Origin of the sequence: Lentzea waywayandensis (assembly GCF_900115955.1) — a bacterium.
Classification (GTDB): Bacteria; Actinomycetota; Actinomycetes; order Mycobacteriales; family Pseudonocardiaceae; genus Lentzea; species Lentzea waywayandensis.
On record NZ_FOYL01000001.1, the window covers coordinates 618,422 to 643,198 of the forward strand.

Sequence of the window (24,777 nt, forward strand, 5' to 3'; positions counted from 1 at the left end):
TCCACTGTGATTCAGGTCACTGCAACACTGGTACCGCGAGAAGCCAACTGGGGGCGTGATGTTCGCGGAGCTGTTCGACGAGCACGCCCATCCGTTGCACAGATATCTGGCGCGGCGGGTGGGCACGGACGTGGCTGACGACTTGGTCAGCGAGACGTTCCTCGCCGCCATGCGCGGCCAGGAGACCTACGACCCGAACAAGGGCAGCGTCGTCGGCTGGCTCTACGGCATCGCCACGAACCTGCTGCGCGGCCACGCCAAACGCGAGACCCGCCTGTTGCGCACCGCCGAACGGTACGGCGTCGACCTCGGTGTCGCCGAGTCGCTGGAGCACACGGTGGTCACCCGCATCGACGCCCGTTCGCACCTGCGGCGGATCGCCCGTGAGCTGGCCAGGATGTCCCAAGCCGACCGCGACCTCGTGCTGCTCGTGTCGCTGGCGGGCCTGACCGTGCAGGAGGCCTCCGAGGCCCTCGACCTCAACCCCGGAACCGCGAGGTCCCGCCTGCACCGCCTGCGCGCCAAGCTGAAGGAAGTGGAACATGCGTGACGTGCTGGACGACGACCTCGCCGAGCTGTACCCGGTACGTCCCGCCGACGACGTGCGGCTGGCCCGGTTGCGCGAGCAGCTCTTCGCCGAGAAGCCCCAGCCCCGCTCATGGCGCTGGGTGGGCGTCGCGGCCGCGGCCATGGCGGTGGTGCTGATCACCGGGCTGGTCGTGCTGCTCAGGCCTGTCTCGCGGGACGCGCCCGCGACGATGCCGACCGCGGCCGCCACCTCACTGCCGGAGGCGGCCGCGGTGCTGGAGCTGGCGCCGAAGCCGACCACGAAGTACCGGCACATCAAGTACCAGGTCTGGCAGCTCGTCACAGATGGCGAGGCGCCGTTCGACGCGACCTCGGTCAAGTTCGAGTACGACGTGTGGCTGCCCACCGCGCCGAACGAGATGGTGTTGATCTACCGCAGGTTCACCGGTGAACACCGGGCGGTCACCGGTCCGCAGCGTCCGATCAAGGACATCGAGGGACGGACCAGCGGCACGATCCTGTGGAACTCGTTCTGCGCGGCCACCCCGTGCCAGGAGGAGAGCATCTCGAAGCCGTTGCCCGTCAACGACGGGGAGAAGCTGGAGGCCGCGGCGCAGGCGTTGCTCTCGCCGTTCACCACCACCGGGGAGAAAGCCGGGCTCTACCGCAGGCTCGCCGAGGGCCCCGCGATCCGCTGGGACAACGGGAAGGTGTTCACCGAAGGCAGCCGGTGGGTGTTCCGGGTCGATCCCGTCACGGGTGAGGTGACCGGCATGGACGTGGACGCGCCGCACGACACCAGGCTGCCCAGCGGCACGCTGGCGTTGAGCGTCACGGTCACCTACGAGTGGACCGATCAGCGGCCGTCGTAGCTGCGGGGCAGGTACCAGGCCAGGGCGGCGCGCAGCTCGGCGACGTCGCGCTCGCGCCGCCGCCTGGTGCGTTCGTGGGCGATCGGGAACACCCGCACGCCGCCGTGATGCGCGCCGAAGAAGCGGCGCGGTGCCGGGTCCTTCAGCCAGACGACGACCCACGGCCGTTTCTTGTGCGGCACCACGCGCACCCGTGCGAGCTCGTACCACCAGTACTGGTGGAACTTGCCGTTGCGCGTGGTGGCGATGCCCTCGCGGCTGATCTCGATGACGACCTTGCGGCGGGCGGCGGCGCTGAAGTACCGCACCGCGCGCACGACGAGCACGCAGAACGCGGCCAGGGCCAGCAGCTGCGTGGCGCCGTTGGCCTGCGCGGCCGGGTCGGCGATCGCGGCGGCGAGCAGGGCCACGGCGAGGTTCAGCCCGCCCCACGCCATCGGCACGAACCGCGACGTCGAGAACGTCGCCGCGGCGGGCGTCATCGGCGCGGGCATCTTGCTGGTCGGCGCCTTGGGCGTGACGACCTGGGAGAGCAGGCGCGTCACCTCGGCCGGTTCGGGACGCTTGGCCGGGTCGCGGTGCATGCACTTCTGCACCAACGGCCGCAACGGCTTGGGCACGCCGTCGATGTCCGGTTCGCCGTGCGCGGCCTTGTAGAGCAACGTGGCCGTCGGGCCCTCACCGAACGGACCCTTGCCCGTCGCCGCGTAGACCAGCACGGCGCCGAGGGCGAACACGTCCGACGGGGACGCGACCTCCTGGCCGGTGATCTGCTCGGGCGACAGGAAGCCGGGCGTGCCGAAGACCATGCCGGTCTCGGTCAGCGCCGTGTGCTCCATCGCGCGCGAGATGCCGAAGTCGATGACGCGGGGTCCGTCGGCGCCCAGCAGCACGTTGGACGGCTTGAGGTCGCGGTGGACCAGGCCGGCCCGGTGGATCGCGGTGAGCGCCTCGGCCAGACCTTCGGCGAGGCGTCTCAAATGGTGCTCCGGCAACGGACCGTGCCGTTCGATGGCCTCCTGGAGCGTCGGGCCGGGCACGTACTCCGTCGCCATCCACGGCCGCGGCGCGCGCGTGTCGGCGTCCACGACCGCCGCGGTGCCGGCGCTGCCGACCGCACGGGCCATCTGGACCTCGCGGCGGAACCGCTCGCGGAAGCGCGGGTCGTCGGCGAGCTCGGCGCGGGCGACCTTCACGGCGACCTGGCGTCCGTCGCTGCCTTGTCCCAGGTAGACCGTTCCCATGGCACCACGACCAAGCCTGCCCAAGAGCAGGTAGTCCCCAATGCGCTGTGGTTGGTCCACCTTCACCGGATCGAGGGTAGCGGGAACTCGGGCCGAAACCTCACATCTGAGTAGATCTACGTATCGTTGTCGCCCATGGGCAGGACCCGCTTGTACCGCAACGGCGAACTCGTGGACAGGGACTTCCCGGTCTCCGAGATCGCGGAGCACGTCAAAGATCACTCCGCCGTCGTGTGGTTCGACCTCTGCGCGCCGTCTCAGGACGAGATAGGTCTGTTGCGCGACGAACTGGGGTTGCACGAGCTCGCGATCGAGGACGCGTTCACCGAGCGGCAACGCCCGAAGGTCGACCGCTACCCCACTCACCTGTTCCTGAGCGTTTACGCCGTCAAGTACGTCGAACACGAGATCAAGGCGTGCGAAGTCGACCTGTTCGTGGGCGAGAACGTGCTCGTGACGGTGCGCGAGAGCGAGGACTACGACCTCGCGAGTGTGGAGCACAGATGGGACAGCGCGCAGACGCTGGCGTCGTCGGGCGTCGGGTTCCTGCTGCACGGCCTGCTCGACGACATCGTGGACGGCCACTACGCGGCGGCTCAGAAGCTCGACGACGACATCGAGTCCCTGGAAGACCACATCTACGAGGAGAAGCCGCACGTCGGGCGCAGGGCGTTGCAGCTCAGGCGCGCGTTGGTGCAGCTCAGGCGCGTGGCGTTGCCGATGCGAGAGGTGCTGGGGTCGCTGACGCACCGCGAGCACGAGGTCGTGGACGACGTGATGATGCCGTACTACCTGGACGTGAAGGACCACACGCTGTTCACCGCCGAGCTGACCGAGTCGATGCGGGAGCTGGTCACGAACCTGCGCGAGGCCGAGGCGATGATGCAGGGCAACCGGCTCAACTCGATCATGAAGAAGGTCACCAGCTGGGCCGCGATCATCGCGGTGCCGACGGCGATATCGGGCTATTACGGCATGAACGTCCCTTATCCCGGCTTTGAGCAGCAATGGGGCGTTTGGGTGTCCACGCTGGGTATGTTCGGCCTCTCCTACATCCTGTACCTGATGTTCAAGCGCCGCGATTGGCTGTGAGCCTGTGAAGATCCACCTGACCCGCCGCGACGAGCTCGCGATCATCACGATCGACGCGCCGCCGCTCAACCTGTACTCCCTCGACCTCGACGCAGAGTTCCACGAGGCCCTGGACGAGCTGGGTGACGCGCGGGCGTTGCTGGTCAACGCCACGGGCCGGGTGGTGTCGGGCGGTGTCGACGTGTCGCTGTTCGCCGCGCAGGAGTACCGCTACGAGGCGCAGCAGCTGTTCGACCGCATGCTGATCCTGCCGCAACGCCTCGCCGCGCTGCCGATCCCGACCGTCTTCGCCGCACACGCGCTGTGCCTGACCTGGGCTTTCGAGCTGGCCGTGGCGTGCGACCTGATCCTGGCCGCGCAGAGCGCCCGGTTCGGGCTGGTCGAGAAGGTGGTCGGACTGACGCCGACGATGGGCGGCACGCAGCGCTTGGCGGCGCGGGCGGGCGTCGGTCGCGCGAAGGAGTTCGTGATGACCGGCGACCTTTACGACGCCGCCACGCTGGAACGGTGGAATGTCGTCAACCGGTTGTTCCCCGACGAAGGTTTCGCAATGGCCGCGGAGCAGTTCGCGCTGAGTCTCGCGGTCGGCCCGACGCAGGCACACTTCGCGACCAAACAGGTGCTCGCACATTTCGAGAACGGCGGCGTCCCGGAGGCCGACGCTCACGTCACGACGATCGCGTCCGCCCTGTTCGAAACCGAGGACCTGCCACGCGCTGTGCACAGCTTCCTCACGGACGGTCCCGGCCGCGCGACATTCACGGGTCGCTGATCTCACACATCAAAGAATCATATGGCTCGGTGATAGAACCGTGATCTACCTGCTCACACGGATGGAGCATTCCCCGCCAGGCGGAAGATGATGTTGCGCCGCAACGAGATCCGCTTGACTCCTCCGGTTCTGCCGTGCAGTGTGCTGACCGTTCAACGGCCCCCCGTACGAACTTCGTCGCACGAGTTCTGTACACATTCCGCAACGGCCGACGACACAATTAGCGAGTTCACGGTCCCCCGTCGTGAGCGCGCGTGGAGGTAGAACCAGCCGTGAGACTGAGATTGGCCGTACTGCTGACCGGTGGTGTCATCGTGTTGGCCGCCTGTTCCCCGACCAAGGCGGCCCAGCCGACACCCGTAGCGGAGAGCAGCAGCGCCACCTCGACCAGCACGCCCAGCAGTTCCTCGGCCGCCCCGAGCAGCAGTTCGGCGGCTCCCAGCTCGACGACCAAGTCCGCGACCAACGGCCCCGTGAAGCCCCCGGCGAACACCCCCGCCCCCGCCGGCTCCCCTGGCTGGAAGCTCACTCAGGGCAACACGGGCCTCGCCGCCCATGGCCTGAACTGCGACTCGCTGCCGCTCTACACCGGTCCCGGCGCCCCCGCCGCGGGCACCGTGATCTCCGGCAAGCGCGTCGAGCAGGCCCTCACGCTGTTCGCGGGCAACATCACCATCGAGAAGTCCTGCATCCGCCCGAAGAACCTCGGTGAGACCGCCCCGCTGATCACGACGAACGGCCCGTGCGGCAGCAACTCCTGCCAGGTCACCGGCGCTCCCGTCACCATCCGCGACTCGAACATCGACGGCTCCGCCCTGTCGGCGAAGACCATCGCGGGCTCCTGCGCGTTCCTCGGCGTCGGCACGCTTCAGCGCAACTACATCAGCGGCATGGGCTCCGGCATCTGCTTCTACAACACCGGCAGCTCCCTGAGCGGCCTCGCCGAGGGCAACTACGTCCGCGGCCTGCGCTCGGACGGCGAGTCCCACAACGACGGCGCCACGGTCCGCGACTTCCCGCTCGACAAGAACGCGGGCCGCACCCTGACGTTCCGCAACAACCGCATCGACTGCTCGACCGGCAACGACACCGGCGCCCTGTTCATCCAGACCTACGGCGACGACATCGACAACGTCACCGTCGAGGGCAACCTCCTGGAGGGCGGCGGCTACCAGCTCGGCCTGGAGTCGGGCTTCGACAACCTCTACGGCCGCAACATGAAGTCCATCAACAACCGCTTCAGCGGCACCGGATGGGGCGCGGCCTACGTGAGCCAGAAGGGCGCCTCGTACAAGTGGGCGGTGTGGCAGGACAACTTCCTGCACGACGCCAACGCGCCGGACGGCAAGGGCAAGCCCGCAGGCACTCCGTAGTCCCCTGATCGCCTTCGCCGCCGAGGCCCCCGCCGGCGGCGAAGGCGGTGCGCGGGCTCAGTCAGACGATGCACCGGAACGGCGCTCGGCCTGGGCGACGCGTTCCTCGAGGGCCCGGATGCGGTCGTAGAGATCGACCAGGGTCACGCCGTCGGCCACCACGCCGGGGCGCTGCCAATGCCTTCGCACGAAGTCCTCCCGGCTCTCCTGCGGCGACTGCTGGAACCTGGAAAAAGGCGCAGCACCGGGTTCCGTCGCCGGCGTGGAAGCGCCCAGCGCGCCGAACAAGGACTTCTGCAGCTTCATGATGATGAACCCGACGAGCACGATCACCACGAGAGCGGTGACGGGGATCAGCAAACCCCAAGCGTCCGACATGAGAAACCCCCTGATCCTCGGACAGCGGAGATCGACTCTACCGGCCGCGACACCCGCTCAGCCGTTGTCGCGGAACTTCAGCCAGCGGCCGCTGAGCGAGTCCCAGATCTCCTGGTAGCGCTCGAACATCTCCCGCACCAACTCGGGATCCACGTCCGCGGCCGGAGTGGACGCCACGTAGTAGGCGAGGTCGTCCTCCAGCCGGTGGAACTTGTAGCTGGCCTCCTCCATCAGCACCCACAGCGAGCGCCACGCGAAGAACGGCTCCAAAGCGGACACCACGGTCACCACCGCGACCAGTGCGAACGCCGTTCCCGTCCAGGGGTCGAGGTTCTGCAGGCCGAGGATGATCGTCGACACCGCCGAAAGCACCAAAGTGGTCAGTCGGACAGTTACGGACTTCCACCTGAACCGCTGCTTGCGGGAACGGGCGTACGCGTGCCCGCGTTCGATCTGCCCGAGCAGGTGCTGTGCGAGTTCGTGCGGCTTCAGGCCGGACGGCAAGTCGGTCACCGGCAAGACAATAGTTTCGAGGTAACTTCCCCGCGTGCAGTTCGATGGACCGAGAACCTTGCTGGCCGTCCACGCTCACCCCGACGACGAGTCGCGGTCGACCGGAGGAATCCTGGCCCACTACGCCCGTCAGGGTGTCCGGATCGTCCTCGTCACCTGTACCAGCGGCGAGCTGGGTGACATGCCCGGTGGCGTCAAGCCCGGAGAGCTGAACCACCACCCGCAGGCGGTCGCGGCGCGGAGACGGGCGCAGCTCAACGACGCGTGCGATGTGCTCGGCATCACAGACCTGGAACTGTTGGGATATCACGACTCCGGCGAGACCGGTGAGGTGCCGCCCGGCGCGTTCTGCTCGATCCCCGTGGAGACGGCGGCGGGGCGGGTGGCCGCGCTGATCGAGCACTTCCGGCCGCAGGTCGTCGTCACGCACGACCACCACAACCCGCACCAGCACCGCGACCACGTGCACGCCGCGCGAGTCGCGCAGCACGCGGTCAAGGAGACCGGGATCCCCGCGAAGCTGTACCTGGAAGCACACGACAGCCTTGCCACGACCACGGTCGACACGTCCGCGGTCGCCGACGTGAAGCGCAAGGCGTTGTACTGCTACGAGAGTCAGTCGCTCATCGGGAAGCTGACGGCGCAGCAACGGTTCGCGGCCGAGTCCTACATCCGCGCGATCGACACGACCGGCGCGCCGTTGCCGGAGACCGATCTCTTCGCCGGCATCACGCACCACGGGCCGGATCTGCCTCGCTGGTGAGCCAAGGGGCGTTCGTCGAGGACGAACGCCCCTTCAAGCTACAGCGGGAGCGCGGACAGCAGGCTGCTCGCGAGATCGCTCGCCTGAGCCAGCAGACCAGACGCCTGGTGCACGAGACCGTTGACCATGTCCATGAGTCCAGCCACGGCGAGAACCTCCCCGACGAACCCCGGTGGGCCAGTCCCACCGGGTGTTGCCGGGAATCAAAGCGCTAGCACAACAGGACCGCGCGCCCTGTCACACCATCGAGCTAAATGGACAGTCTCAAGTGGACTAGCGGCGACCCAGTGACGTGCAGGTGAGACCCGCGCGGCGGATGACGTCCGGGTCCAGGATGTTCCGGGTGTCGACGACCACCGGCTGCCGCACGGTCTCGGCCAGGCGAGCCCAGTCGAGCGAGCGGAAGTCCGGCCACTCGGTCAGCACGACGAGAGCGTCGACGTCCTTCGCGGCCTGGTACGGATCGTCCACAACGGACACCGGACCGAGGTCGGTACCGCCGGCCAGAGCCGGGTCGTAGCCGACGAGCTCGGCGCCCGCCTGCTTCAGCAACGCCGCCACCGCGAGGGCCGGGGAGTCGCGCAGGTCGTCCGTGCCGGCCTTGAACGTCAGGCCCAGCAGGCCCAGGCGCACGTGCGACAGCGAGCCGCCGCGCTTGCCGGTGACCGCGAGGCGGACCTTCTCGACCATCCGCTGGCGCTGACGCTCGTTGGTGTCGATCGTGGCGCGCAGCAGGCGGAACTCGAAGTCGGCGGCGTCCGCGACCTGGAGCATCGCGTGCGTGTCCTTGGGCAGGCACGAGCCACCCCAGCCGGGGCCGGGGTTGAGGAACGCCTGGCCGATGCGCTTGTCGTAGCCCATGCCCTCGGTGACGTCGGTGATGTTCGCGCCGAGGCGCTCGCACAGCTCCGCGACCGCGTTGACGTACGAGAGCTTCATCGCCAGGAAGCAGTTCGCCGCGTACTTGACCATCTCGGCGGAGGCCGCGTCGGTCAGAACCGTGGGCGCGCCAAGGCGTGCGTACAGGGCCGCCACGCGCTCGGCGGCGTCCTGCTGGTCGCAGCCGACGACGATGCGGTCCGGGTTCAGGAAGTCGTGCACGGCCGAGCCCTCGCGCAGGAACTCGGGGTTCGAGACGACGGCGACGTCGTCGCGGCGCAGCAGCTCGGCGGTGCGGATCGAGGTTCCCACCGGCACCGTGGACTTGTTGACGATCACGGTTCCGGACGGCAGCAGGTCGCGCGTCTCGTCCACAACGGACTCGACGGCCGCCAGGTCCGCGATGCCGCCGACACCCATGGGCGTGGGCACGCACAGGAACACGACCTCGGCGTCGGCCACCGCGGCCGACGCGCCGAGCACGAACGACAGACGACCCGATGCCAGACCCTCGGCGACGAGCTCGGCGAGACGCGGTTCGAGGATGTCGACCTCACCCCGCGAGAGGCGTTCGACCTTGCCCGCGTCGACGTCCGCGCACACCACGCGGTGGCCCAGCGAGGCGAGGCAGGCACCGGTGGTCAGACCGACGTAGCCGGTGCCGACGACAGCGATCCTTCTGACGAACATCATTCTCCCGTTCGGGTCACGGCGAACGCGCGGAGCACGGCGTCGTCGCTCACGTCGATCATCTTGTTGCCCCACTGGTCGGTGCCGGCGCCGAGCTCGGGCCTGCCGTCGGGGAACGGGCCGCGCGAGGCGAAGCCGGTGAGCCCGTCGAACACGGCCACGTAGTTCTCGGCCTGCGGGCGCCAGTCGAGCACGGCCTCACAGCGGCGACGGCCTTCGAAGCCGAGGCGCGCACGGCGTTCCGCGTCGTCGAGCAGGTCGAGCAGCGACGTCGTGAAGCCCTCGACGTCCCCCGGTTCGACCAGCACGGCGCATTCGCCGGCGGACACCACGGTCTCCTGCAACCGGTACGTCACCACCGGCAGCGCGTAGGCCATGTACTCCATGGTCTTGTTCATAGTGGACACGTCGTTCAAAGGCGACAACGGATCCGGGCCCAGTCCGACGGACGAGGTCGACAGGTAACGGGTGATCTGTTCGGGCCCAACCCGTCCGGTGAACTCGACGTACGGATCGAGTCCCCAGGCCGTGGCCTGCTTCTTCAGGTCTTCGAGGCAGTCGCCGAAGCCCAGCAGCGCGAACCGGACGTCGGTGCGCCCGCGGTCGAAAACAACTCTGCGTGCGACTTCCAGGACGCCGTCGACGCCGTCCTGCGGTCCCATGATTCCGAGATAGGCCACCAAGTGTTTGCCGCCGCGTCGGAGTTCGTCCACGCCCTCGACAGGCCGCATCACGGTGGTGTCCGGGCCGGAGCGCACGACGGTGGTGTGCTCGGGCGGAACGTCGCCCCGCGTCCACGCGATCTTCTGGTACGAGGTGTTGGTCGACGTCACCCGGTTGGCCGTGCGGAACGTCCGGCGCTCGAGCCACTTCAGGATCCGGTACTGCAGCTTGCCCGCGAACCCCGTGGGCTCACCGAAACGAGACAGGAACACCTCGGGGTTGAGGTCGTGGTGGTCGAAGACGAACTTCACGCCACCGAGCCGCCACAGCAGCGCGAGCGCCCAGTACGTGTCCGGCGGGTTGCACGCCTGCATGACGTCGAACCGCCTGCGGGCACGCACCTTCACGCTCAGCAACGCCGTGCGCACCCAGCAGTACAGGAACTCCCACGCGTAGCCCAGCGCGCCTTCGGCCTGGGGCGGCGGAGCGTACTTGTACAGGTGCACTCCGTCGAGAAGTTGGTAGGCGGGGTCACCCGGACCCTTGGGGCAGATCACCGAGACCTCGTACCCGGCGGCGGTCAGGGCGCGGCATTCCAGCCACACCCGCCGGTCCAGCGGCACGGGGAGGTTCTGCACGATGATCAACACGTGAGGCGATGACGTCACGCTCTGGTTCTCGTTCCGGAGGGCAAAACGGTTACACCTTGGCCGATTGTCGTAACGGAGGTTGCAAGGCACTCGATGTAGCGCGCAGAGCCCCAAAAAGCGAGGAGCGGTTGTGGAGCGGTCACCTGTCGCGGTGGTCATCGTCACGTACCAGAGCGAACAGGTCATCGAGGGATGCCTGAACTCGTTGCCCGACGGTGTGAAAGTGATCGTCGTCGACAACGCCTCCACCGACGGCACTGTGTCCTCCGCCACTCGGCCGGGCGTGCAAATCGTGCGAAACCCCGTGAATGCGGGATTCGCGGCCGGCGTGAATTTGGGCATCAAAGCCGCCGAAGGCCATGACGTTCTCGTCCTGAACGCCGACATCCGGTTGCACTCCGGAGCCGTCGAGACACTCCGCGCCGCCGACAAGCCGATCGTCGTGCCGCGTCTGGTGGACGATTCCGGTGAGCTGTCCCACTCTCTGCGCCGCAAGCCGCGCGCCGCCGGAGCGTTCGCGGAAGCCCTCGTCGGTGGCACCAGGGCCGGCCGGATCGGCCTGGGCGAGACGGTCACCAACGCCGTGGCGTACCAGGGCGCGCACGCCGCCGACTGGGCGACGGGCTGCGCGTGGCTGATCAAAAGGGAAGTCATCGAGCAGCACGGCCTTTTGGACGAACGCTACTTCCTCTATTCGGAGGAAACCGACTACATGTTGCGCGCGGGCGGCGTCTGGTTCGAGCCGCGTGCGACGGCCACGCACATCGGCGGCGAGGTCTCCACGAACGCCCGGCTGTGGTCGATGCTCACCCTGAACAAGGTCCGGCTGCACCGCGAGCTGCACGGCCGGTTCGCTGCACTCCTCATGTGGCTCGCCATGGTCGTGAACGAAGGGCTTCGCGCGCGTTCGCCGAAGCACCGCACCGCGTTGAAGGGGCTTTTCAGCATGCGTCGCTGGCCGGAGGAAGTGGCCTCCGAGGGCCCGAGCTACCTGTGCTTCTCGGCGCAGGACTGGTGGTACCACAACCGCGCCCACTCGGACTTCCAGCTGCTGCGCCGCGTCGCGAAGCACCGCAGGGTGTTGCTGATCAACAGCATCGGCCTGCGGATGCCGTCGCCCGGCAAGAGCACGCAGTTCCTGCGCCGGATCTTCCGCAAGGCCAAGAGCGTCGCGATGCTGGTGCGTCAGCCGATCCCGGAGACGCCGAACTTCTACGTGATGACGCCCGCTCCCCTGCCGTTCTACGGCAAGCCGTGGCTGCGCAAGCTGAACTCCGTACTCGTGCGGACTCAAGTTCGCATGGTTTGCTGGTTCCTGCGGATGGGCACGCCGGTCGTGGTCGCCACGATCCCGACGGCGTGGGACGTCGTGAAGCCCATGAAGACCAAGGGCCTGGTGTTCAACCGCTCGGACCGGCACTCGGCGTTCCCCGAGGCCGACCAGGGCACCATCGCCGCGCTGGAGAACCAGCTGCTGTCCAATTCGGACTCCGTGCTCTACGTGTCGAGGGCGCTGCAGGAGGAGGAGTCCGCGCTGACCGGTGACCGGGCGCACTTCCTCGACCACGGCGTGGACGTCGACCACTTCACCCGCCGCACCGAACTGCCCGCCGACATCGCGAGCATTTCCGGCCCGCGCATCGGGTTCTTCGGCAGCCTCGACGACTACCTCGTCGACTTCGACCTGATCGAGAAGGTCGCGCAGGAGTTCCCCGAGGCGTCCGTGGTGCTGATCGGTGACGCGACCTGCTCGATGGAGCGCTACGAGAAGTACCCCAACGTGCATTGGCTGGACTTCCGGTCGTACGACCAGATCCCCGGCTACGGCTCGGGCTTCGACGTGGCGCTGATGCCGTGGCTGGACAACGACTGGATCAAGCACGCGAACCCGATCAAGATGAAGGAGTACCTGGCCCTGGGCCTGGCCGTCGTGTCGACGGACTTCCCCGAGGTCGAGCGCTACGGCGACGTCATCCGGATCGCCAAGGGCGAGGCCGACTTCATCGACCAGATCCGGCTCACGCTCAAGGACGGCGGCCTGAAGACGCCGGCCGAGCGTCGTGCGGCCGTGCTGACCGCCTCCTGGGACTCCCGTGCCCGTGAGCTCATGCAGATCGCGGAGGACCGCTGACATGTGCGGTATCGCAGGCATCAGACGGTTCGACGGCGCCCCCGTCTCCCGTGAGCTGCTCGCCGAGATGGCGAAGCGGCTGCACCACCGCGGCCCCGACGACAGCGGTTTCTGGTCGGACGGCTCGATCGGCTTCGCGCACACCCGGTTGTCGATCATCGACCTGGCCGGGTCGCCGCAGCCGATGGCGGGCGCGTCCGGCACCACGCAGATCGCGTTCAACGGCGAGATCCTGAACTACCGGCAGCTGCGCACCGAGCTGTCCTACCCGTTCCGCACGAACGGCGACACCGAGGTCCTGCTGGCCCTGTACGAACAGCACGGGCCGGCCGCGGTCGCCAAGCTGCGCGGCCAGTTCGCGTACGCCATCCACGACGCCAAGACCGGCGAGACGCACCTGTTCCGCGACCGGCTCGGCATCCTGCCGCTGTACTACTACGCGGACTCGAAGATGTTCGCGTTCGCGTCCGAGATCAAGGCGCTGCTGCCGGTGATCGGCGCGGCCGAGGTCGACCACGAGTCGCTGCACGACTACCTGGCGCACCGCTCGGTGCCCGCGCCGTACACGCTGGTCCGCGGCGTCCGGAAGGTGCCGCAGGGCCACCACCTGGTCGTCACCGCGAACGGCGAGGTGCGGACCGAGGCGTACTGGGAGCTGCCGCGCGAGTCGGAGATCAGGCAGGTCACGCCCGAAGAGGCCGTACGGCTCGTGGACGAGGCGCTGACCGCCTCCGTACGGGACGCTCTGGTCGCGGACGTGCCGGTCGGCGCCTACCTGTCCGGCGGCGTCGACTCGTCGCTCATCACGGCTCTGGTGGCGCGGGAACGGGGTGACGCGGAGCTGCACACGTTCTCCGCGGGCTTCGGCGACCCGCGCGTGGACGAGATCCACCACGCCGAGAAGGTCGCCCGTCTCGTCGGCAGCCGCCACCACAACGTGATCGTCACGGCCGACGACTTCCGCGACAGCTGGGCCAAGCTCTCCTGGCACCGCGACGCGCCGCTGTCCGAACCGGCTGACGTGGCCGTGTTCCGGCTGGCCGAACTCGCGCGCCGGGACGTGAAGGTCGTGCTGTCCGGAGAGGGCAGTGACGAGCTGTTCGGCGGCTACCCGAAGTACCGCTTCGCCCAGGCCACCCGCCTGGCCGGTGCCGCGCCCTCGTTCGCCCTACGACGCCTGGAGAAGGCGCTGCCGGCCTCCAAGGCACGGCTGGGCATCGCCCTGCGCGCCATCGCCGAGCCCTCCTACGCCGAACGGATGCGCGGCTGGTTCGCGCCCTTCACGGTGTCCGAACGGGCAACGCTGCTGGGCGGCCCCGCCACCCGGTCCGTGCTGGCCCCGTACGAGAACGGGCGCGGCGACGCGTTGCGGCGCATGCTGTACGCCGACTCGCACACCTGGCTCGCGGACAACCTCCTCGAACGCGGCGACCGCATGTCGATGGCCGCCTCGCTGGAACTGCGCCCGCCGTTCCTCGACCACCGCGTCGCGGAGCTGGCGTTCTCGCTGCCCAGCAACGTGAAGGTGCGCGGCGGCACGACCAAGTGGGTCGTGAAGGAGGTGGCGCGCCAGCACCTGCCGGCAGACATCGTGGACCGCCCCAAGTCGGGCTTCAAGGTGCCGCTCGACGCCTGGTTCCGCGACGGCCTGCGCGACATGGCCTACGACCTGCTGACCGGGCCCACGTCGTTCGTGGGCAAGACCTTCGACCGAGCCGCGGTGCGCTCACTGCTCGACGACCACGATTCCGGTGACCGCAACGAGCAGCCGCGCATCTGGACGCTGCTGTCTCTAGAGGTGTGGCACCAAACGCTCAGCTGGTAGGACGGTCCATGAACAGGGATTTCGTTTCCGGGGCAGGTGGGTGACCCGTGTACGTCGCCTCCTCCCGCCCCTCCAAGACCGACTTCCGCAAGCGGTTGCCCGGCACGGTCTTCGCGCTCGGCACGGTCAGCCTGCTGACCGACGTCTCCGCCGAGATGATCACCGCGTTCCTGCCGGTGTACCTGCTGTTCACGCTGCACCTGGGCTACGCGCAGTTCGGCCTGCTGGACGGCATCTACACCGGTGCCACGGCGCTGCTGCGGCTCGTCGGCGGCAGCGTCTCGGACAAGTTCCGCAAGCCCAAGGCCGTCGCGGCCGCGGGCTACGGGCTCTCGGCCCTCACCAAGGTGTTCTTCCCACTGGTCGGCGCGTCCCCGTTCGGCATCGGCGCGCTGATGGCGGCGGACCGCGCGGGCAAGGGCATCCGGACGGCGCCACGTGACGCGATGATCTCCCTGGCCACGCCGGAGGATCGGCTCGGCGCCGCGTTCGGCGTGCACCGGAGCATGGACACGTTCGGCGCGCTCCTGGGCCCGCTCATCACGTTCCTGCTGCTCACGCAGATCGGGATGGTGCCGGGGCCGATCTTCGCGGTGTCCGCGGCGTTCGCGGTCATCGGCCTGATCGTGCTCGTCTCGTTCGTGCGGGAGAAGCCCGCCTCAGAGAAGCCGAAGGGGCCGCGGCCGTCGTTCCGGGCCGGGCTGAACCTGCTCACCGACAAGCACTTCCGCCGGACGACCATCTCGGCCGGGATGCTCGGGCTCGCGACGGTGTCGGACGCGTTCGTCTACGTGCTGGTGCAGAAGGCCACGAACGTCTCGCTCGGCTACCTGCCGCTGCTGCCGCTCGGCACGGCCGTCGTGTTCCTCGTCGCCGCCGCGCCGCTCGGCAAGCTGTCGGACAAGGTGGGGCGCTGGCGGATGTTCCTCGCCGGCCACGCGCTGCTGCTCGGCGTGTACGCGCTGCTGTTCATCCCCGAGGGCGGCATGGGGGTCGCGATCGCGGCTCTGCTGCTGCACGGCCTGTTCTACGCGGCCACGGACGGCGTGCTGTCGGCCAAGGTGAGCGAGTCGGCGCCCGAGTCGCTGCGGGCGTCCGGGCTGTCGGTCGTGCAGACCGGGCAGGCGCTGGGGCGTCTCGTTTCGTCCGTCGCGTTCGGACTGCTGCTGCAGTTCTCCAGCTTCGGGACGAGCATCACGGTAGCGCTGGCAGCACTGACCGTGACGCTCGTCGCGGCTGCGCATCTAGGAAGATCGGAAGAGCAGCGCTTGTCTCCCTCACGAGAAGAACGCTCGTGAGGGAGACAAGCGGTCTTAACCGCGAGCAGCCAGCTTCTGCTTGATCTTCTCGAAGCCACCCTTGCCCAGGACCTTCATGGCCGCGTTCTTGGCCGCCACACGCCCGGAGTCGCGCATGAACCGCACCGGCTGATCCACCAGCCGATCCTGCGCCACGGCGAGAGAGCCCGGAGCGGCCACGTCGTCCAGCGAGTCCCCGAACGACGCCTTGTACGGCTCGGGCGAGACCAGCCGGCCGCGTGTGCGATTCGACACGTTGCCGCCGTGCACGACCTGGAGCCAGCCCGGCGCCCCGTCCAGCTCCACGACGGGGAAGTGCAGGTGCATGTGGTTGTGCCAGTGCGCCCAGCACGTGACCGGCTCGTCCCAGCTCTCCCGGACCGACACGAACGCGTTGTGCCGGTCGACCCGGTGGTACAGGCCGCCCGGAGACTTGATCAGGCCGTTGACCAGGTAGTACGCGGCGGTCGTGGTGGGGCGGGGAGCGGCGCAGAGACGTTCCACGAAGTCGACGGCGAGGCCGTCGTCGTTGTCCAGGTTCGTGGTGATGAGCTCGTCGCCGACCTGACCGTAGAGCGACCGGATGTCCGATCTCAGTTCTTCCCGCGACACTTCCGGACGGTAAACGGGCGTGTACGCGTCACCGTGTGAGGCGATTTTGTCCTTGAGCCATTGCGGTGATTCGGGGTCGAAATAGATGAGCCAACGCGTCCGTTTGTCCGTCTGCGCGAGCACCGATGGCAGGCAGTAGCGCTCGAACAGCGCAACGCGTTCGGTCAGCCATCCTTCCTTTGCCCGGACGTAACTTTCAGCGCCCTTTGAAGGCAGGTTGAAGCGCGTCAGGATGACGTGGTCGGCCATGACTCCCCTTACTCCGGTCATCGCCTACATCGCCCGATGGGCCCAAAACGTTGCGGGGCTAACGAATGTGAACCCACACCGATAGTGAGGTTGTGCCAACGCTTCCCACAGTGGACGTCGTGATCCCCTGTTACAACTACGCCCACTTCCTACCCGCCTGCGTCCGCAGCGTCCTCGACCAGCCAGGCGTGGACGTGCGGGTGCTTGTGATCGACGACACGTCCTCGGACAACACCCCTGAGGTGATGGCCGAGCTGATGGCCGCCGACAAGCGCGTCGAGGGCTACCGGCACGAGGTGAACAAAGGGCACATCGCCACCTACAACGAGGGCCTGCTGGACTGGGCGAGCGCCGACTACACCGTGCTGCTGTCCGCGGACGACCTGCTGGCGCCGGGAGCGCTCCAGCGTGCGGCCGAGGTCTTCGAGCAGAACCCCGAAGTGGGCATGGTCTACGGCCGCGTCGTCTACTACAGCGACCACGACGCGTTGCCGAGGGTCACTCAGCTTCCGACCACGTCGAGGGTCTGGCGCGGCGAGGACTGGATCGAGAACCGCTTCCGCAGCAGCCGCAACGTGATCTCCTCGCCGGAGGTCGTGGTGCGCACCAAGATCCAGCAGAAGGTCGGCGGTTACCGCTCGGACCTCCCCCACGCGGGTGATCTGGAGATGTGGCTGCGCATCGCCGCGGTGTCCGACATCGGGTACGTCAGCGGCAAGCCCGGCGCGTACTACCGGGTGCACGAGAACTCCATGATGCGCACGACGTTCAAGTCGGTGTTCGCCGATCTGGAGCAACGCCGTGACGTGTTCGATCTGGTGCTGGAGCAGAACCCGAGCCTGCCCGCGCGACTGAAGACGCTGGCGCACAAGGCGATCGCGGGCGACGCGCTGTGGCGCGCGGTCCGGCTGCACGACCGGGACCAGCTCGACGGCACCGAGCAGGAACTCCTCGACTTCGCCCGCGAGACCTACCCGCGGCTCGAGGAGTTGCCGGAGTACAAGGCACTCCAGCGGCGCAAGAAGTTCAGCCCGCGTTTCCTGAACCGCACGCAACTCTTCCTCGCCCCGCACGCCCTCAAGAGGGCGAAGTTGTGGATCGGGACGCAGCGGTGGAAGTGGCGGGGCGAGTGGTGACGGCGGGCGACGGTTCGACGGACCGGCAGGGGCGAGTGGTGACGGCGGGCGACGGTTCGACGGACCGGCAGGGGCGAGTGGTGACGGCGGCCGGCGGTTCGACGGACCGGCAGGGGCGAGTGGTGACGGCGGCCGACGATTCCGCGGACCAGCCGGGGCGGGTGGCGACCGACGACTCCCCCACCCCACCCACCACCGGCCTGGAAGGCCGCGTCTCCTCGGCGATCCGCTGGAGCGCCATCAACTCACTGCTGCAACGACTCGCCGCCGTCGGCATCAGCATCCTGCTCGCGCGCCTGATCGCGCCCGAGCAGTTCGGTGTCTTCGCGGTCGCCCTGGTCGTGCTCAACATCGTGCTGAGCGTGTCCGAGCTCGGCGTCAGCGCCGCCCTGGTCCGCCACAACGGCCCGATCGAGGAGATGGCGCCGACCGTCACGACGCTGTCCCTCGCGTCCGGCACGCTGCTGGCGTTGATCTGCGCGGTCGGCGCTCCGTGGTTCTCCAACGCCATGGACGCGCCGGAGGCCGCCGGGGTCATCCAGCTCATGTCGATCGCCCTCATCGTCGCGGGCGCGACCGCGGTGCCCGGCGCGATGATGCAGCGGAACTTCCGGCAGGACCACAAGTTCTACGCCGACACCGCCGCCTTCGTGGCGGGCACGGCCGTCGCGGTCGTGCTGGCGTTCATGGGCTTCGGCGCGTGGAGCCTCGCGTGGCAGCGGATCGCGCAGAACCTCTCCGCCGCGGTCATCATGTTCTGGCTGACCAAGGACAGGTTCCGGCCCGGCTGGAACGCCGTGCAGGCCAAGGAACTGCTCGCGTTCGGCCTGCCGCTGGCCGGATCGAGCCTGCTGATCTTCGGTGTGATGAACGTCGACTACATCGTCGTCGGCGCGATGCTCGGCACCGTCCAGCTCGGCTTCTACCTGCTGGCGTTCAACCTCGCGAGCTGGCCGGTGGCGGCGTTCAGCGCCCCGGTCAGAAGCGTGTCGCTGGCCGCCTTCTCGAAGGTCCGCGAGGATCCCGAACTGTTCCAGAAGTCGTTCGGCCGTGCGCTGGGCCTCCTGGCGCTCGTCACGGTGCCCGCGTGCGTTCTCCTGGCCGCCTTGGCCGAACCGCTCATCCGCGTCGTCTACGGCGAGCGCTGGGCCCCCGCGGCGACGGCGCTGGCGTTGCTGGTGCTGCTCGGCGCGGTCCGGGTCGCCCTCGAGCTCGGCTACGACTTCCTCGCCTCAGCCGGACGGTCGCGAGCGATCCTCGTGATCCACGTGGTCTGGCTCGTCGCGCTGGTGCCGTTGCTGGCACTGGGCGCGCACTTCGACGGCATCCGCGGGGTCGCGGCGGCCCACGTGATCGTCGCCGTCCTGATCATCACGCCCGCGTACCTGGTCACGTTCAAGCCCTACGGCATCCGTGCCGGCGCGCTGGGCACCAGGCTGCTCCGGCCGTTCCTCGGCGGGGTGCTGATGGTCGCGGTCGTGCTCGCGGTCCGGAACATGATCGACAGCGAGCTGCTGCAGATCCTCGTCGGCGGCGCGCTGTCCTGCCTCGCCTACGCGCTCGTGGTGTTCCCCATGCGACACGAAATCATTGCGGTGCTGAAGAAGAGGGCCGACGCGTGAGGCGACTGAGGCAGGTCACGAAGATCGTCCGCGAGCAGGGCGCGAAACAGCTCGGCGTGCGCCTGCTCACCGCGGCGACCCGCAGGCTCGGCGCCGAGGGCGAGGAACTGCCCGTGCGCCTCGAAGACGTCCGCAAGGCCGACGTCGAGGCGCGCAAGCCCGTGGTGATCCCGCCGATCCCCCAGGACGGCGAGCTCGTCGTCAACTGGGTCACCACTCCCCCGTCCAAGGGATCCGGCGGCCACACCACGATGTTCCGGCTCATCCGGCATCTGGAGTCGCTCGGCCACCAGTGCAAGCTCTACCTGTACGACACGTTCGGCAACACCGTCGCCGACCTCGAACCCGGTATCAGGGAAGCGTTCCCGTTCTTCCAGGGCTCGATCCACGACGTGACGGACGGCATGGCGGACGCGCACGCTGTCTTCGCGACGGCGTGGATCACCGCGTACCCGGCGTTCAACGACCCGTGCGCGGGCAAGAGGTTCTACCTCGTGCAGGACTACGAACCGTGGTTCTACCCGTCCGGCGGCCTCTACGCGCTGGCGGAGAACACGTACCGGATGGGCATGCACGGCTTCACCGCCGGAAGGTTCCTCGCCGACAAGGTCCGCGACGAGCACGGCATGCCGGCCGACCACTTCGACTTCGGCTGCGACGCCGACAGGTACAAGCTCGGCGACGAGAAGCGTGACGGCATCGTCTTCTACGCCCGGCGCAAGGCACCGCGCAGGGCGTTCGAGCTCGGCGTGCTCGCGCTGGAGGTCTTCGCCGAGAAGCACCCGGACCTCAAGATCCACGTCTACGGCGAGAAGATCGGCGATCTCGGGCCGCAGTTCGTCGACCACGGCCTGGTCACGCCCGACGACCTCAACGCCATCTACAACCGTTGCTTCGCCGGGTTGTCGCTGTCGATGACCAACGTGTCCCTCGTGCCGCACGAGATGCTCGCGGCCGGCTGCGTTCCCGTGGTGAACGACGCGCACTTCAACCGCGTGGTCCTGGACAACGACCACGTCCGGTACGCGACACCCACCCCGCACTCACTGGCGCGTGCTTTGTCCGAAGTGGTCACATCGCCGGACTTCGACGCGGTCGCCCGTGCGGCCGCGTCCAGTGTGGAGGGACGTTCCTGGGATGCGGCAGGCCATGAACTGGAAAAGGTGCTCCGCCGCGAACTCGCCACATGACTCGCGAGGACGTTCTTCACATGACCGGAGACGGCGAAGTGGCGTCCGTGATCAGCACCCTGGCGTTCTGCGACCCGTCCGCGGGCACCACGTGAACCGCGGGCAGCTTGGCGTCCTTGGGCACCGCGGCGAACGCGAGCTCCGTCTCGGTGAGCCACGTCGCCTGGTCGTCGATGCCGGCCGTGCCGGGCAGCCGCTTCTCCGTGTTGGTCGCGAGGTCGAGCACCGCGAGGTCCCACGGCCCGAGACGGCCGATGCGCTTCTTGTACGCGACCTTCGTGCCGTCCGGCGACAGCGACGGGCACTCCGCGTCACGACGCAACGACGTCACGGACCTGGTCGTCAGATCGCCCTTCACCAGCCAGGTGAAACCACCGCTCGCGAGCGTCGCGTAGAAGGTCCTGTCATCGGAACCGACCGTCAGACCCCAGTAGTTGGCGTCACTCGCGGTGAGCAGAGCACCCTCCACAGTGGCGGCGAAGTGTTCGAGCGATTCCACGGTCTCGCCGGTGCGCACGTCGAAGAATCCGGTGCGGGTGGAGAAGCCGCCGGGAACCGAGTACGAGTCGCCGGTGACGAAACTCGTCCAGGACACCACGTTCCCGGACTGCGACACCTTCGCGCGGCTCGGGATGCCGGGCAGCGCGATGGTCTTGACCGGCTTGCCGCCGCGACTCACCTCGGCCGCGTAGGTCGGGCCGGGACCGGCGAGCTTGAGGCACACGCTGGTGCCGCCGGCGGCGTAAAACCGCTGGCAGGCGAGCTCCGTCTGGGTGCGGGCGCCGCCGTCGGCGAGCTTCTCGACACGGTTCTGGCCACCGGCGAGGTCGACGAACAGAAGATCGCCGACCTTGGCCTGCGTCACCTGTTCGGTGCCGCCCGACTGCTTCGCGTCGGTGGCCGCCGTGACGACGTAAGCCGTTGTCCCGCCGATGACCACGAGAATGGCCGCGACGGTCACGGTCAGACGTCCTGCACGCATGCTGCCTCCTGGTTTCCACCTGTTCATCGCCGTACAGCTACGGCCTGTAACAGTTGGCAGCTCACCCCGATTTTCAAAGCAGGCGATACCCTACGAACATTGCGTTCGCAATACCGAGCCGCGGATCGGGGATTTTGATGGACTTCTGGGGAACCGTACGAGTGCTGCGGCGGCGGTGGTACATCGCCCTCCCCGCAGTGCTGCTCACGGGCATCCTCGCGCTGTACGTCTACATCTCGGTACCCACCCGGTACGAGTCGAGCGGCGTGCTGGTCCTCACCTCCCCCGCGGCAGGCGGCCGGTACACGGCGAACACCAAGCCCGAGGACGTCGTCAGGGTCAACCCGCTGCTCCAGTTCGACGGCAGCCTCACGACCACCGCGCAGATCCTCACCCAGGTGCTCGGCGACCCGAAGACGGCGGAGGAACTGGCGGGCAAGGGCTCGACGTCCGTCTACACCGCGAACACCGGCCCGGTCGGCGGCCCGCTGCTGTTCATCACGACCGAGTCGGACTCGGCCGAGTCGGCGGAAGGCCTCGTCGGCAAGGTGCTCGAGAAGACCGTGGCCGAGCTCGCGGCGCAGCAGAAGGCGTTGAACGCGCCCGAACAGACGTTCATCACCGCGCAGATCCTCGTGAAGCCGACGACGGCGTCGGCCAAGATCGGCGGCAAGGTCCGGTACGTCGGCGCGGCCACGGTCGTGTTGCTGCTGCTGACGCTCGCCTCGACGTTCGCCGCCGACTCGATCCTGCTCAGGGCCAAGCGCCGCAAGGACAAGGAAGCCAAAGACGGCAAGGACGCCAAGGACCCGGCACCGTCCGAAAAGGAGACGACGCCGCAGCCCGTTCCGCCGATCCGTCCGGGGCCGCCGCACAACGGCAACGGCGGCGCACCGCAGCGGCCCATGCCCCAGGGCATCCCGAACGCGCACCAGAAGACCGTCATCATCGCCGCACCCAAGCCAGACCCAGCATGGCCGACGAAAGACGACTGACCGCCCAGCGAGCCGACGGCGCCACACTGCTCATCTTCTACATGGTGGCGCTGCTCGTCGTCCCCGCCCGGTTCACGATCGCGTTCGTCCCGATCACGCTGCCGCCGGCGTTGTTCGTGGCGATGTGCCTCGCCGTGGTGTGGTTCGCCGCGCACCTCGTCGACCACCTGGGCATGGCCAAGGGCCGCAACGCCGTCCGCACGGTCCTCGCGATCTACGTGATGCTGCACCTGATGACGTACGCCCTCGCGACGCGGCGCTACCTGCCGATCGACGAGCTGTCGGTGTCGGACTCGGCCCTGATCCGGGTCGTGTCGATGGCGGCGCTCGCTGTGTTCATCGTCGACGCGGTCCGCAGCGGTGAACGCCTGAGCCGCGCGCTGCGGGTGATGGTGGCGTGTCTGACGGTCAGCGCGTTCGTCGGCCTGTTCCAGTTCGGACTGGGCCTCGACCTGGCCTCGTACATCACGCTGCCGGGCCTGCGCGTGCAGGACAACGGCTACTCGGCGCTGGAGTCGAGGTCGATCTTCTTCCGCCCGGCCGGCACCGTGAACCACCCGATCGAGTTCGGCCTGGTCTGCGTGCTGGGCGTGCCGTTCGCCGCGCACTTCGTGTTCCAGGCGAAGGACAAGGGCGAACCCGTCGGCCGCTGGTGGATGGCGCTGTCACTGCTGGCGCTGATGGCGATCCTGTCGCTGTCCCGCACGGCCATCATCGGCCTTGTGGTGACGGGCATCGTGATGGCCATCCTGCTCCCCCGCGAACGCGGCCTGCCGCTGCTCGGCGTCGGCGCGGTGTTCCTGGGCGGCGCCTCCGTCGTCGTGCCGGGCCTGTTCGGCACGGTCACCTCGATGTTCTCCAACATCGAGGACGACCCGTCGTTCCAGGGCCGCACCAAGGACTACGACGGCGCGTGGCTGGAGATCGCCAAACATCCCTGGCTGGGCCGCGGTTTCGGCACGTTCCTGCCCTCGAAGTACACGATCCTCGACAACCAGTACCTGCTGACGATGATCGAGAACGGCTACCTGGGCCTGATCGCGTTCGTCCTGCTGTTCCTCGGCGGCATCTTCGCGGCGCTGCGGGCCCGCGCGCTGTCGAAGGACGAGGGGGTGCGCGGGATCGCCATGTGCCTGGTGGCCGCGATGCTGACGTCCGCTCTGGGCGCCGCCACGTTCGACGAGCTCGCGTTCAGCGTCGCGACCGGCATGACGTTCATGCTGATAGGCGTGTCCGGGGCGTTGCTGCGCATAGCCAGACAGGAGGCCGCCGAACGCAAGGCGGCCGAGGTCAGTCCAGCCAGCTGAGCAGGCTCTGCCAGGCAGGGGCGGAGAACGCGAGGACGTCGCCGCTCGCGTTCTTCGAGTCCCGCACCAACGCGTCGTCGGCGAAGGCGACCTCGACACAGGCACTGTCAGTTGAGCTGCCGCTGTAGGAGCTCTTACGCCAGGTCCGTTCGGTGATCATGAAGATCCTCTCGAAGTCCGCTGACGTACTCCGCCAGCATGCTCCGAGATTGTTCCGCATCCAGGGCTGCCGCATCCAACCGCTCGAAGAACTTCCTGCTCGACGCGACGGCTGAAGGCTCCTGCGCGAACACCTTCGCCAGATCGGTCTCCGTGTAGGCCAGTGGCGACGCCTTGCCGAACTCGAACAGTTGGAGCGGCGTCTTGAGCGCAAGGCCGACTTCGTCCGCTGGCACGATCCGTACGAAGTCCGCGTTGAAGAGCAGGCGGAGGTACTGGTCTTCCATGGTTTTCGCGTCGCCGACTCGCAACCGCAGCGCCAGTTCGTGCACGTAGAACACGCACTCCGGGCGGTAGGGGCGCCGCCAGATGTTCTGCCGCTCCATGCGGACCTCGACGCCCTTCTCGATGGCTTCCAGCGATTCACAACCGGCGTGCCTGAACAGTGCGCGCACAAAAGCCTCTGTTTGGAGAAGGCCGGGGATCGACAAGATCTCGTAGCTGAAGATCTTGGTGGCCATCGCCTCGACCATGGCGAGCGTGCGCAGGTTCTCTGGCACCTGGGCGAAGTACAGGTCGAAGGCGTGGCGGTACCGATCGGCGAAGTCCTGCAGGAATTCGATGCCTTTACCGCACGTCGCCAGGTACTGGGCGAGGTCGACCTCGGTGGGCCTGGCCTTGCCGGTCTCGATGTTCGACACCTTGCTCGGGTCCCACCCGAGTTGGACGGCCATCGCACGGCCTCCGAAGCTGGTGTTGTTCTCCCGCAACCTGCGCAGCTCGTCGCCCAGATCCCGGCTGTACGCAGTAGAGATGATCGCAGTCATGCTCTTGGACCGTAACCGTTGAAGTAA

The 24,777-nt window shown here is 68.0% G+C and carries 24 protein-coding genes; 14 read left to right on the forward strand and 10 right to left on the reverse strand.

Annotated elements, in window-relative coordinates; genetic code table 11:
- Positions 1-58 precede the first annotated feature (58 nt).
- Both BM417_RS02920 and BM417_RS02925 read left to right on the forward strand, forming a co-directional pair.
- On the forward strand, positions 59-550 hold the full coding sequence (locus BM417_RS02920; RefSeq protein WP_093588143.1) for an RNA polymerase sigma factor: 492 nt from the start codon (positions 59-61) through the stop codon (positions 548-550).
- Positions 543-1,400, forward strand: a complete 858-nt coding sequence (locus BM417_RS02925; protein ID WP_093588144.1) for a hypothetical protein — start codon at positions 543-545, stop codon at positions 1,398-1,400. Before BM417_RS02920 ends, BM417_RS02925 begins: the two co-directional genes overlap by 8 nt.
- Here BM417_RS02925 and BM417_RS02930 read toward each other — a convergent pair.
- On the reverse strand, positions 1,385-2,710 hold the full coding sequence (locus BM417_RS02930; RefSeq protein ID WP_281251283.1) for a serine/threonine-protein kinase: 1,326 nt from the start codon (positions 2,708-2,710) through the stop codon (positions 1,385-1,387). The two genes, BM417_RS02925 and BM417_RS02930, sit on opposite strands and share 16 nt — an antisense overlap.
- A 69-nt stretch (positions 2,711-2,779) precedes the next feature.
- Here BM417_RS02930 and BM417_RS02935 point away from each other — a divergent pair, with 69 nt between their 5' ends.
- Both BM417_RS02935 and BM417_RS02940 read left to right on the forward strand, forming a co-directional pair.
- Entirely contained in the window at positions 2,780-3,736 is a 957-nt protein-coding gene (locus BM417_RS02935) for a magnesium transporter CorA family protein (protein WP_177320248.1), read from the forward strand.
- Positions 3,737-3,740: 4 nt separating this feature from the next.
- On the forward strand, positions 3,741-4,508 hold the full coding sequence (locus BM417_RS02940; RefSeq protein WP_245821638.1) for an enoyl-CoA hydratase/isomerase family protein: 768 nt from the start codon (positions 3,741-3,743) through the stop codon (positions 4,506-4,508).
- A gap of 229 nt (positions 4,509-4,737) precedes the next feature.
- Here the strand turns inward: BM417_RS02940 and BM417_RS02945 are convergent, their stop codons facing one another.
- A complete protein-coding gene (locus BM417_RS02945; RefSeq protein ID WP_143138472.1) occupies positions 4,738-4,962 on the reverse strand; it encodes a hypothetical protein in 225 nt (74 codons plus the stop codon).
- A 19-nt stretch (positions 4,963-4,981) separates the two neighbouring features.
- On the opposite strand from BM417_RS02945, the gene BM417_RS02950 reads away from it, so the two are divergent.
- Entirely contained in the window at positions 4,982-5,881 is a 900-nt protein-coding gene (locus BM417_RS02950; protein WP_093588147.1) for a right-handed parallel beta-helix repeat-containing protein, read from the forward strand.
- 57 nt (positions 5,882-5,938) lie between these two features.
- Here BM417_RS02950 and BM417_RS02955 read toward each other — a convergent pair whose 3' ends face one another.
- Together BM417_RS02955 and BM417_RS02960 are read right to left on the reverse strand one after the other, a co-directional pair.
- Entirely contained in the window at positions 5,939-6,259 is a 321-nt protein-coding gene (locus BM417_RS02955; protein ID WP_093588148.1) for a hypothetical protein, read from the reverse strand.
- Positions 6,260-6,316: 57 nt separating this feature from the next.
- Positions 6,317-6,772, reverse strand: a complete 456-nt coding sequence (locus BM417_RS02960) for a DUF4231 domain-containing protein (protein WP_245821640.1) — start codon at positions 6,770-6,772, stop codon at positions 6,317-6,319.
- Between the two features lie 34 nt (positions 6,773-6,806).
- On the opposite strand from BM417_RS02960, the gene BM417_RS02965 reads away from it, so the two are divergent.
- The gene (locus BM417_RS02965; RefSeq protein ID WP_093588150.1) at positions 6,807-7,535 is read left to right on the forward strand and encodes a PIG-L deacetylase family protein; all 729 of its coding nucleotides are present in this window, start codon (positions 6,807-6,809) and stop codon (positions 7,533-7,535) included.
- A 273-nt stretch (positions 7,536-7,808) separates the two neighbouring features.
- Here the strand turns inward: BM417_RS02965 and BM417_RS02970 are convergent, their stop codons facing one another.
- Positions 7,809-9,104 (reverse strand): UDP-glucose dehydrogenase family protein, encoded by a 1,296-nt coding sequence (locus BM417_RS02970; protein WP_093588568.1) that lies wholly within the window; start codon positions 9,102-9,104, stop codon positions 7,809-7,811.
- Positions 9,104-10,435 (reverse strand): glycosyltransferase family 4 protein, encoded by a 1,332-nt coding sequence (locus BM417_RS02975; RefSeq protein WP_245821641.1) that lies wholly within the window; start codon positions 10,433-10,435, stop codon positions 9,104-9,106. The genes BM417_RS02970 and BM417_RS02975 overlap by 1 nt, the downstream gene beginning before the upstream one ends.
- Before the next feature lie 112 nt (positions 10,436-10,547).
- On the opposite strand from BM417_RS02975, the gene BM417_RS02980 reads away from it, so the two are divergent.
- From BM417_RS02980 to BM417_RS02990, 3 genes are read left to right on the forward strand one after another with little or no spacing between them, the layout of a single operon-like run.
- Complete coding sequence (locus BM417_RS02980; RefSeq protein ID WP_093588152.1) at positions 10,548-12,548, forward strand: glycosyltransferase; 2,001 nt, start codon at positions 10,548-10,550, stop codon at positions 12,546-12,548.
- 1 nt (position 12,549) lies between these two features.
- Positions 12,550-14,373 (forward strand): asparagine synthase (glutamine-hydrolyzing), encoded by a 1,824-nt coding sequence (gene asnB / locus BM417_RS02985; RefSeq protein ID WP_093588153.1) that lies wholly within the window; start codon positions 12,550-12,552, stop codon positions 14,371-14,373.
- Between the two features lie 47 nt (positions 14,374-14,420).
- On the forward strand, positions 14,421-15,671 hold the full coding sequence (locus BM417_RS02990) for an MFS transporter (RefSeq protein ID WP_093588154.1): 1,251 nt from the start codon (positions 14,421-14,423) through the stop codon (positions 15,669-15,671).
- 15 nt (positions 15,672-15,686) lie between these two features.
- Here the strand turns inward: BM417_RS02990 and BM417_RS02995 are convergent, their stop codons facing one another.
- Positions 15,687-16,532, reverse strand: coding sequence for a glycosyltransferase (locus tag BM417_RS02995; RefSeq protein WP_093588155.1), 846 nt, complete (start codon positions 16,530-16,532; stop codon positions 15,687-15,689).
- A gap of 110 nt (positions 16,533-16,642) precedes the next feature.
- On the opposite strand from BM417_RS02995, the gene BM417_RS03000 reads away from it, so the two are divergent.
- The 3 genes from BM417_RS03000 to BM417_RS03010 are packed head-to-tail and all read left to right on the forward strand — an operon-like array spanning position 16,643 to position 20,480.
- Entirely contained in the window at positions 16,643-17,668 is a 1,026-nt protein-coding gene (locus tag BM417_RS03000) for a glycosyltransferase (protein WP_245821643.1), read from the forward strand.
- Complete coding sequence (locus BM417_RS03005; RefSeq protein WP_245821644.1) at positions 17,626-19,290, forward strand: lipopolysaccharide biosynthesis protein; 1,665 nt, start codon at positions 17,626-17,628, stop codon at positions 19,288-19,290. Before BM417_RS03000 ends, BM417_RS03005 begins: the two co-directional genes overlap by 43 nt.
- The gene (locus BM417_RS03010; RefSeq protein WP_093588157.1) at positions 19,287-20,480 is read left to right on the forward strand and encodes a rhamnosyltransferase WsaF family glycosyltransferase; all 1,194 of its coding nucleotides are present in this window, start codon (positions 19,287-19,289) and stop codon (positions 20,478-20,480) included. The genes BM417_RS03005 and BM417_RS03010 overlap by 4 nt, the downstream gene beginning before the upstream one ends.
- Before the next feature lie 16 nt (positions 20,481-20,496).
- On the opposite strand, the gene BM417_RS03015 is transcribed toward BM417_RS03010, so the two are convergent.
- A complete protein-coding gene (locus BM417_RS03015; protein WP_093588158.1) occupies positions 20,497-21,462 on the reverse strand; it encodes a TolB-like translocation protein in 966 nt (321 codons plus the stop codon).
- Positions 21,463-21,599: 137 nt separating this feature from the next.
- Between BM417_RS03015 and BM417_RS46565 the strand changes: the two genes are divergently transcribed.
- Complete coding sequence (locus BM417_RS46565) at positions 21,600-22,457, forward strand: YveK family protein (RefSeq protein ID WP_143138473.1); 858 nt, start codon at positions 21,600-21,602, stop codon at positions 22,455-22,457.
- Positions 22,436-23,764 carry an O-antigen ligase family protein gene (locus BM417_RS46570; protein ID WP_143138474.1) on the forward strand — a complete coding sequence of 443 codons (1,329 nt, stop codon included), beginning with the start codon at positions 22,436-22,438 and terminating at the stop codon, positions 23,762-23,764. The genes BM417_RS46565 and BM417_RS46570 overlap by 22 nt, the downstream gene beginning before the upstream one ends.
- On the opposite strand, the gene BM417_RS03025 is transcribed toward BM417_RS46570, so the two are convergent.
- Both BM417_RS03025 and BM417_RS03030 read right to left on the reverse strand, forming a co-directional pair.
- Positions 23,748-23,924 carry a DUF397 domain-containing protein gene (locus BM417_RS03025; RefSeq protein WP_093588159.1) on the reverse strand — a complete coding sequence of 59 codons (177 nt, stop codon included), beginning with the start codon at positions 23,922-23,924 and terminating at the stop codon, positions 23,748-23,750. The genes BM417_RS46570 and BM417_RS03025 overlap by 17 nt on opposite strands.
- The gene (locus tag BM417_RS03030; RefSeq protein ID WP_093588160.1) at positions 23,899-24,750 is read right to left on the reverse strand and encodes a helix-turn-helix domain-containing protein; all 852 of its coding nucleotides are present in this window, start codon (positions 24,748-24,750) and stop codon (positions 23,899-23,901) included. The genes BM417_RS03025 and BM417_RS03030 overlap by 26 nt, the downstream gene beginning before the upstream one ends.
- Between the last annotated feature and the right edge of the window lie 27 nt (positions 24,751-24,777).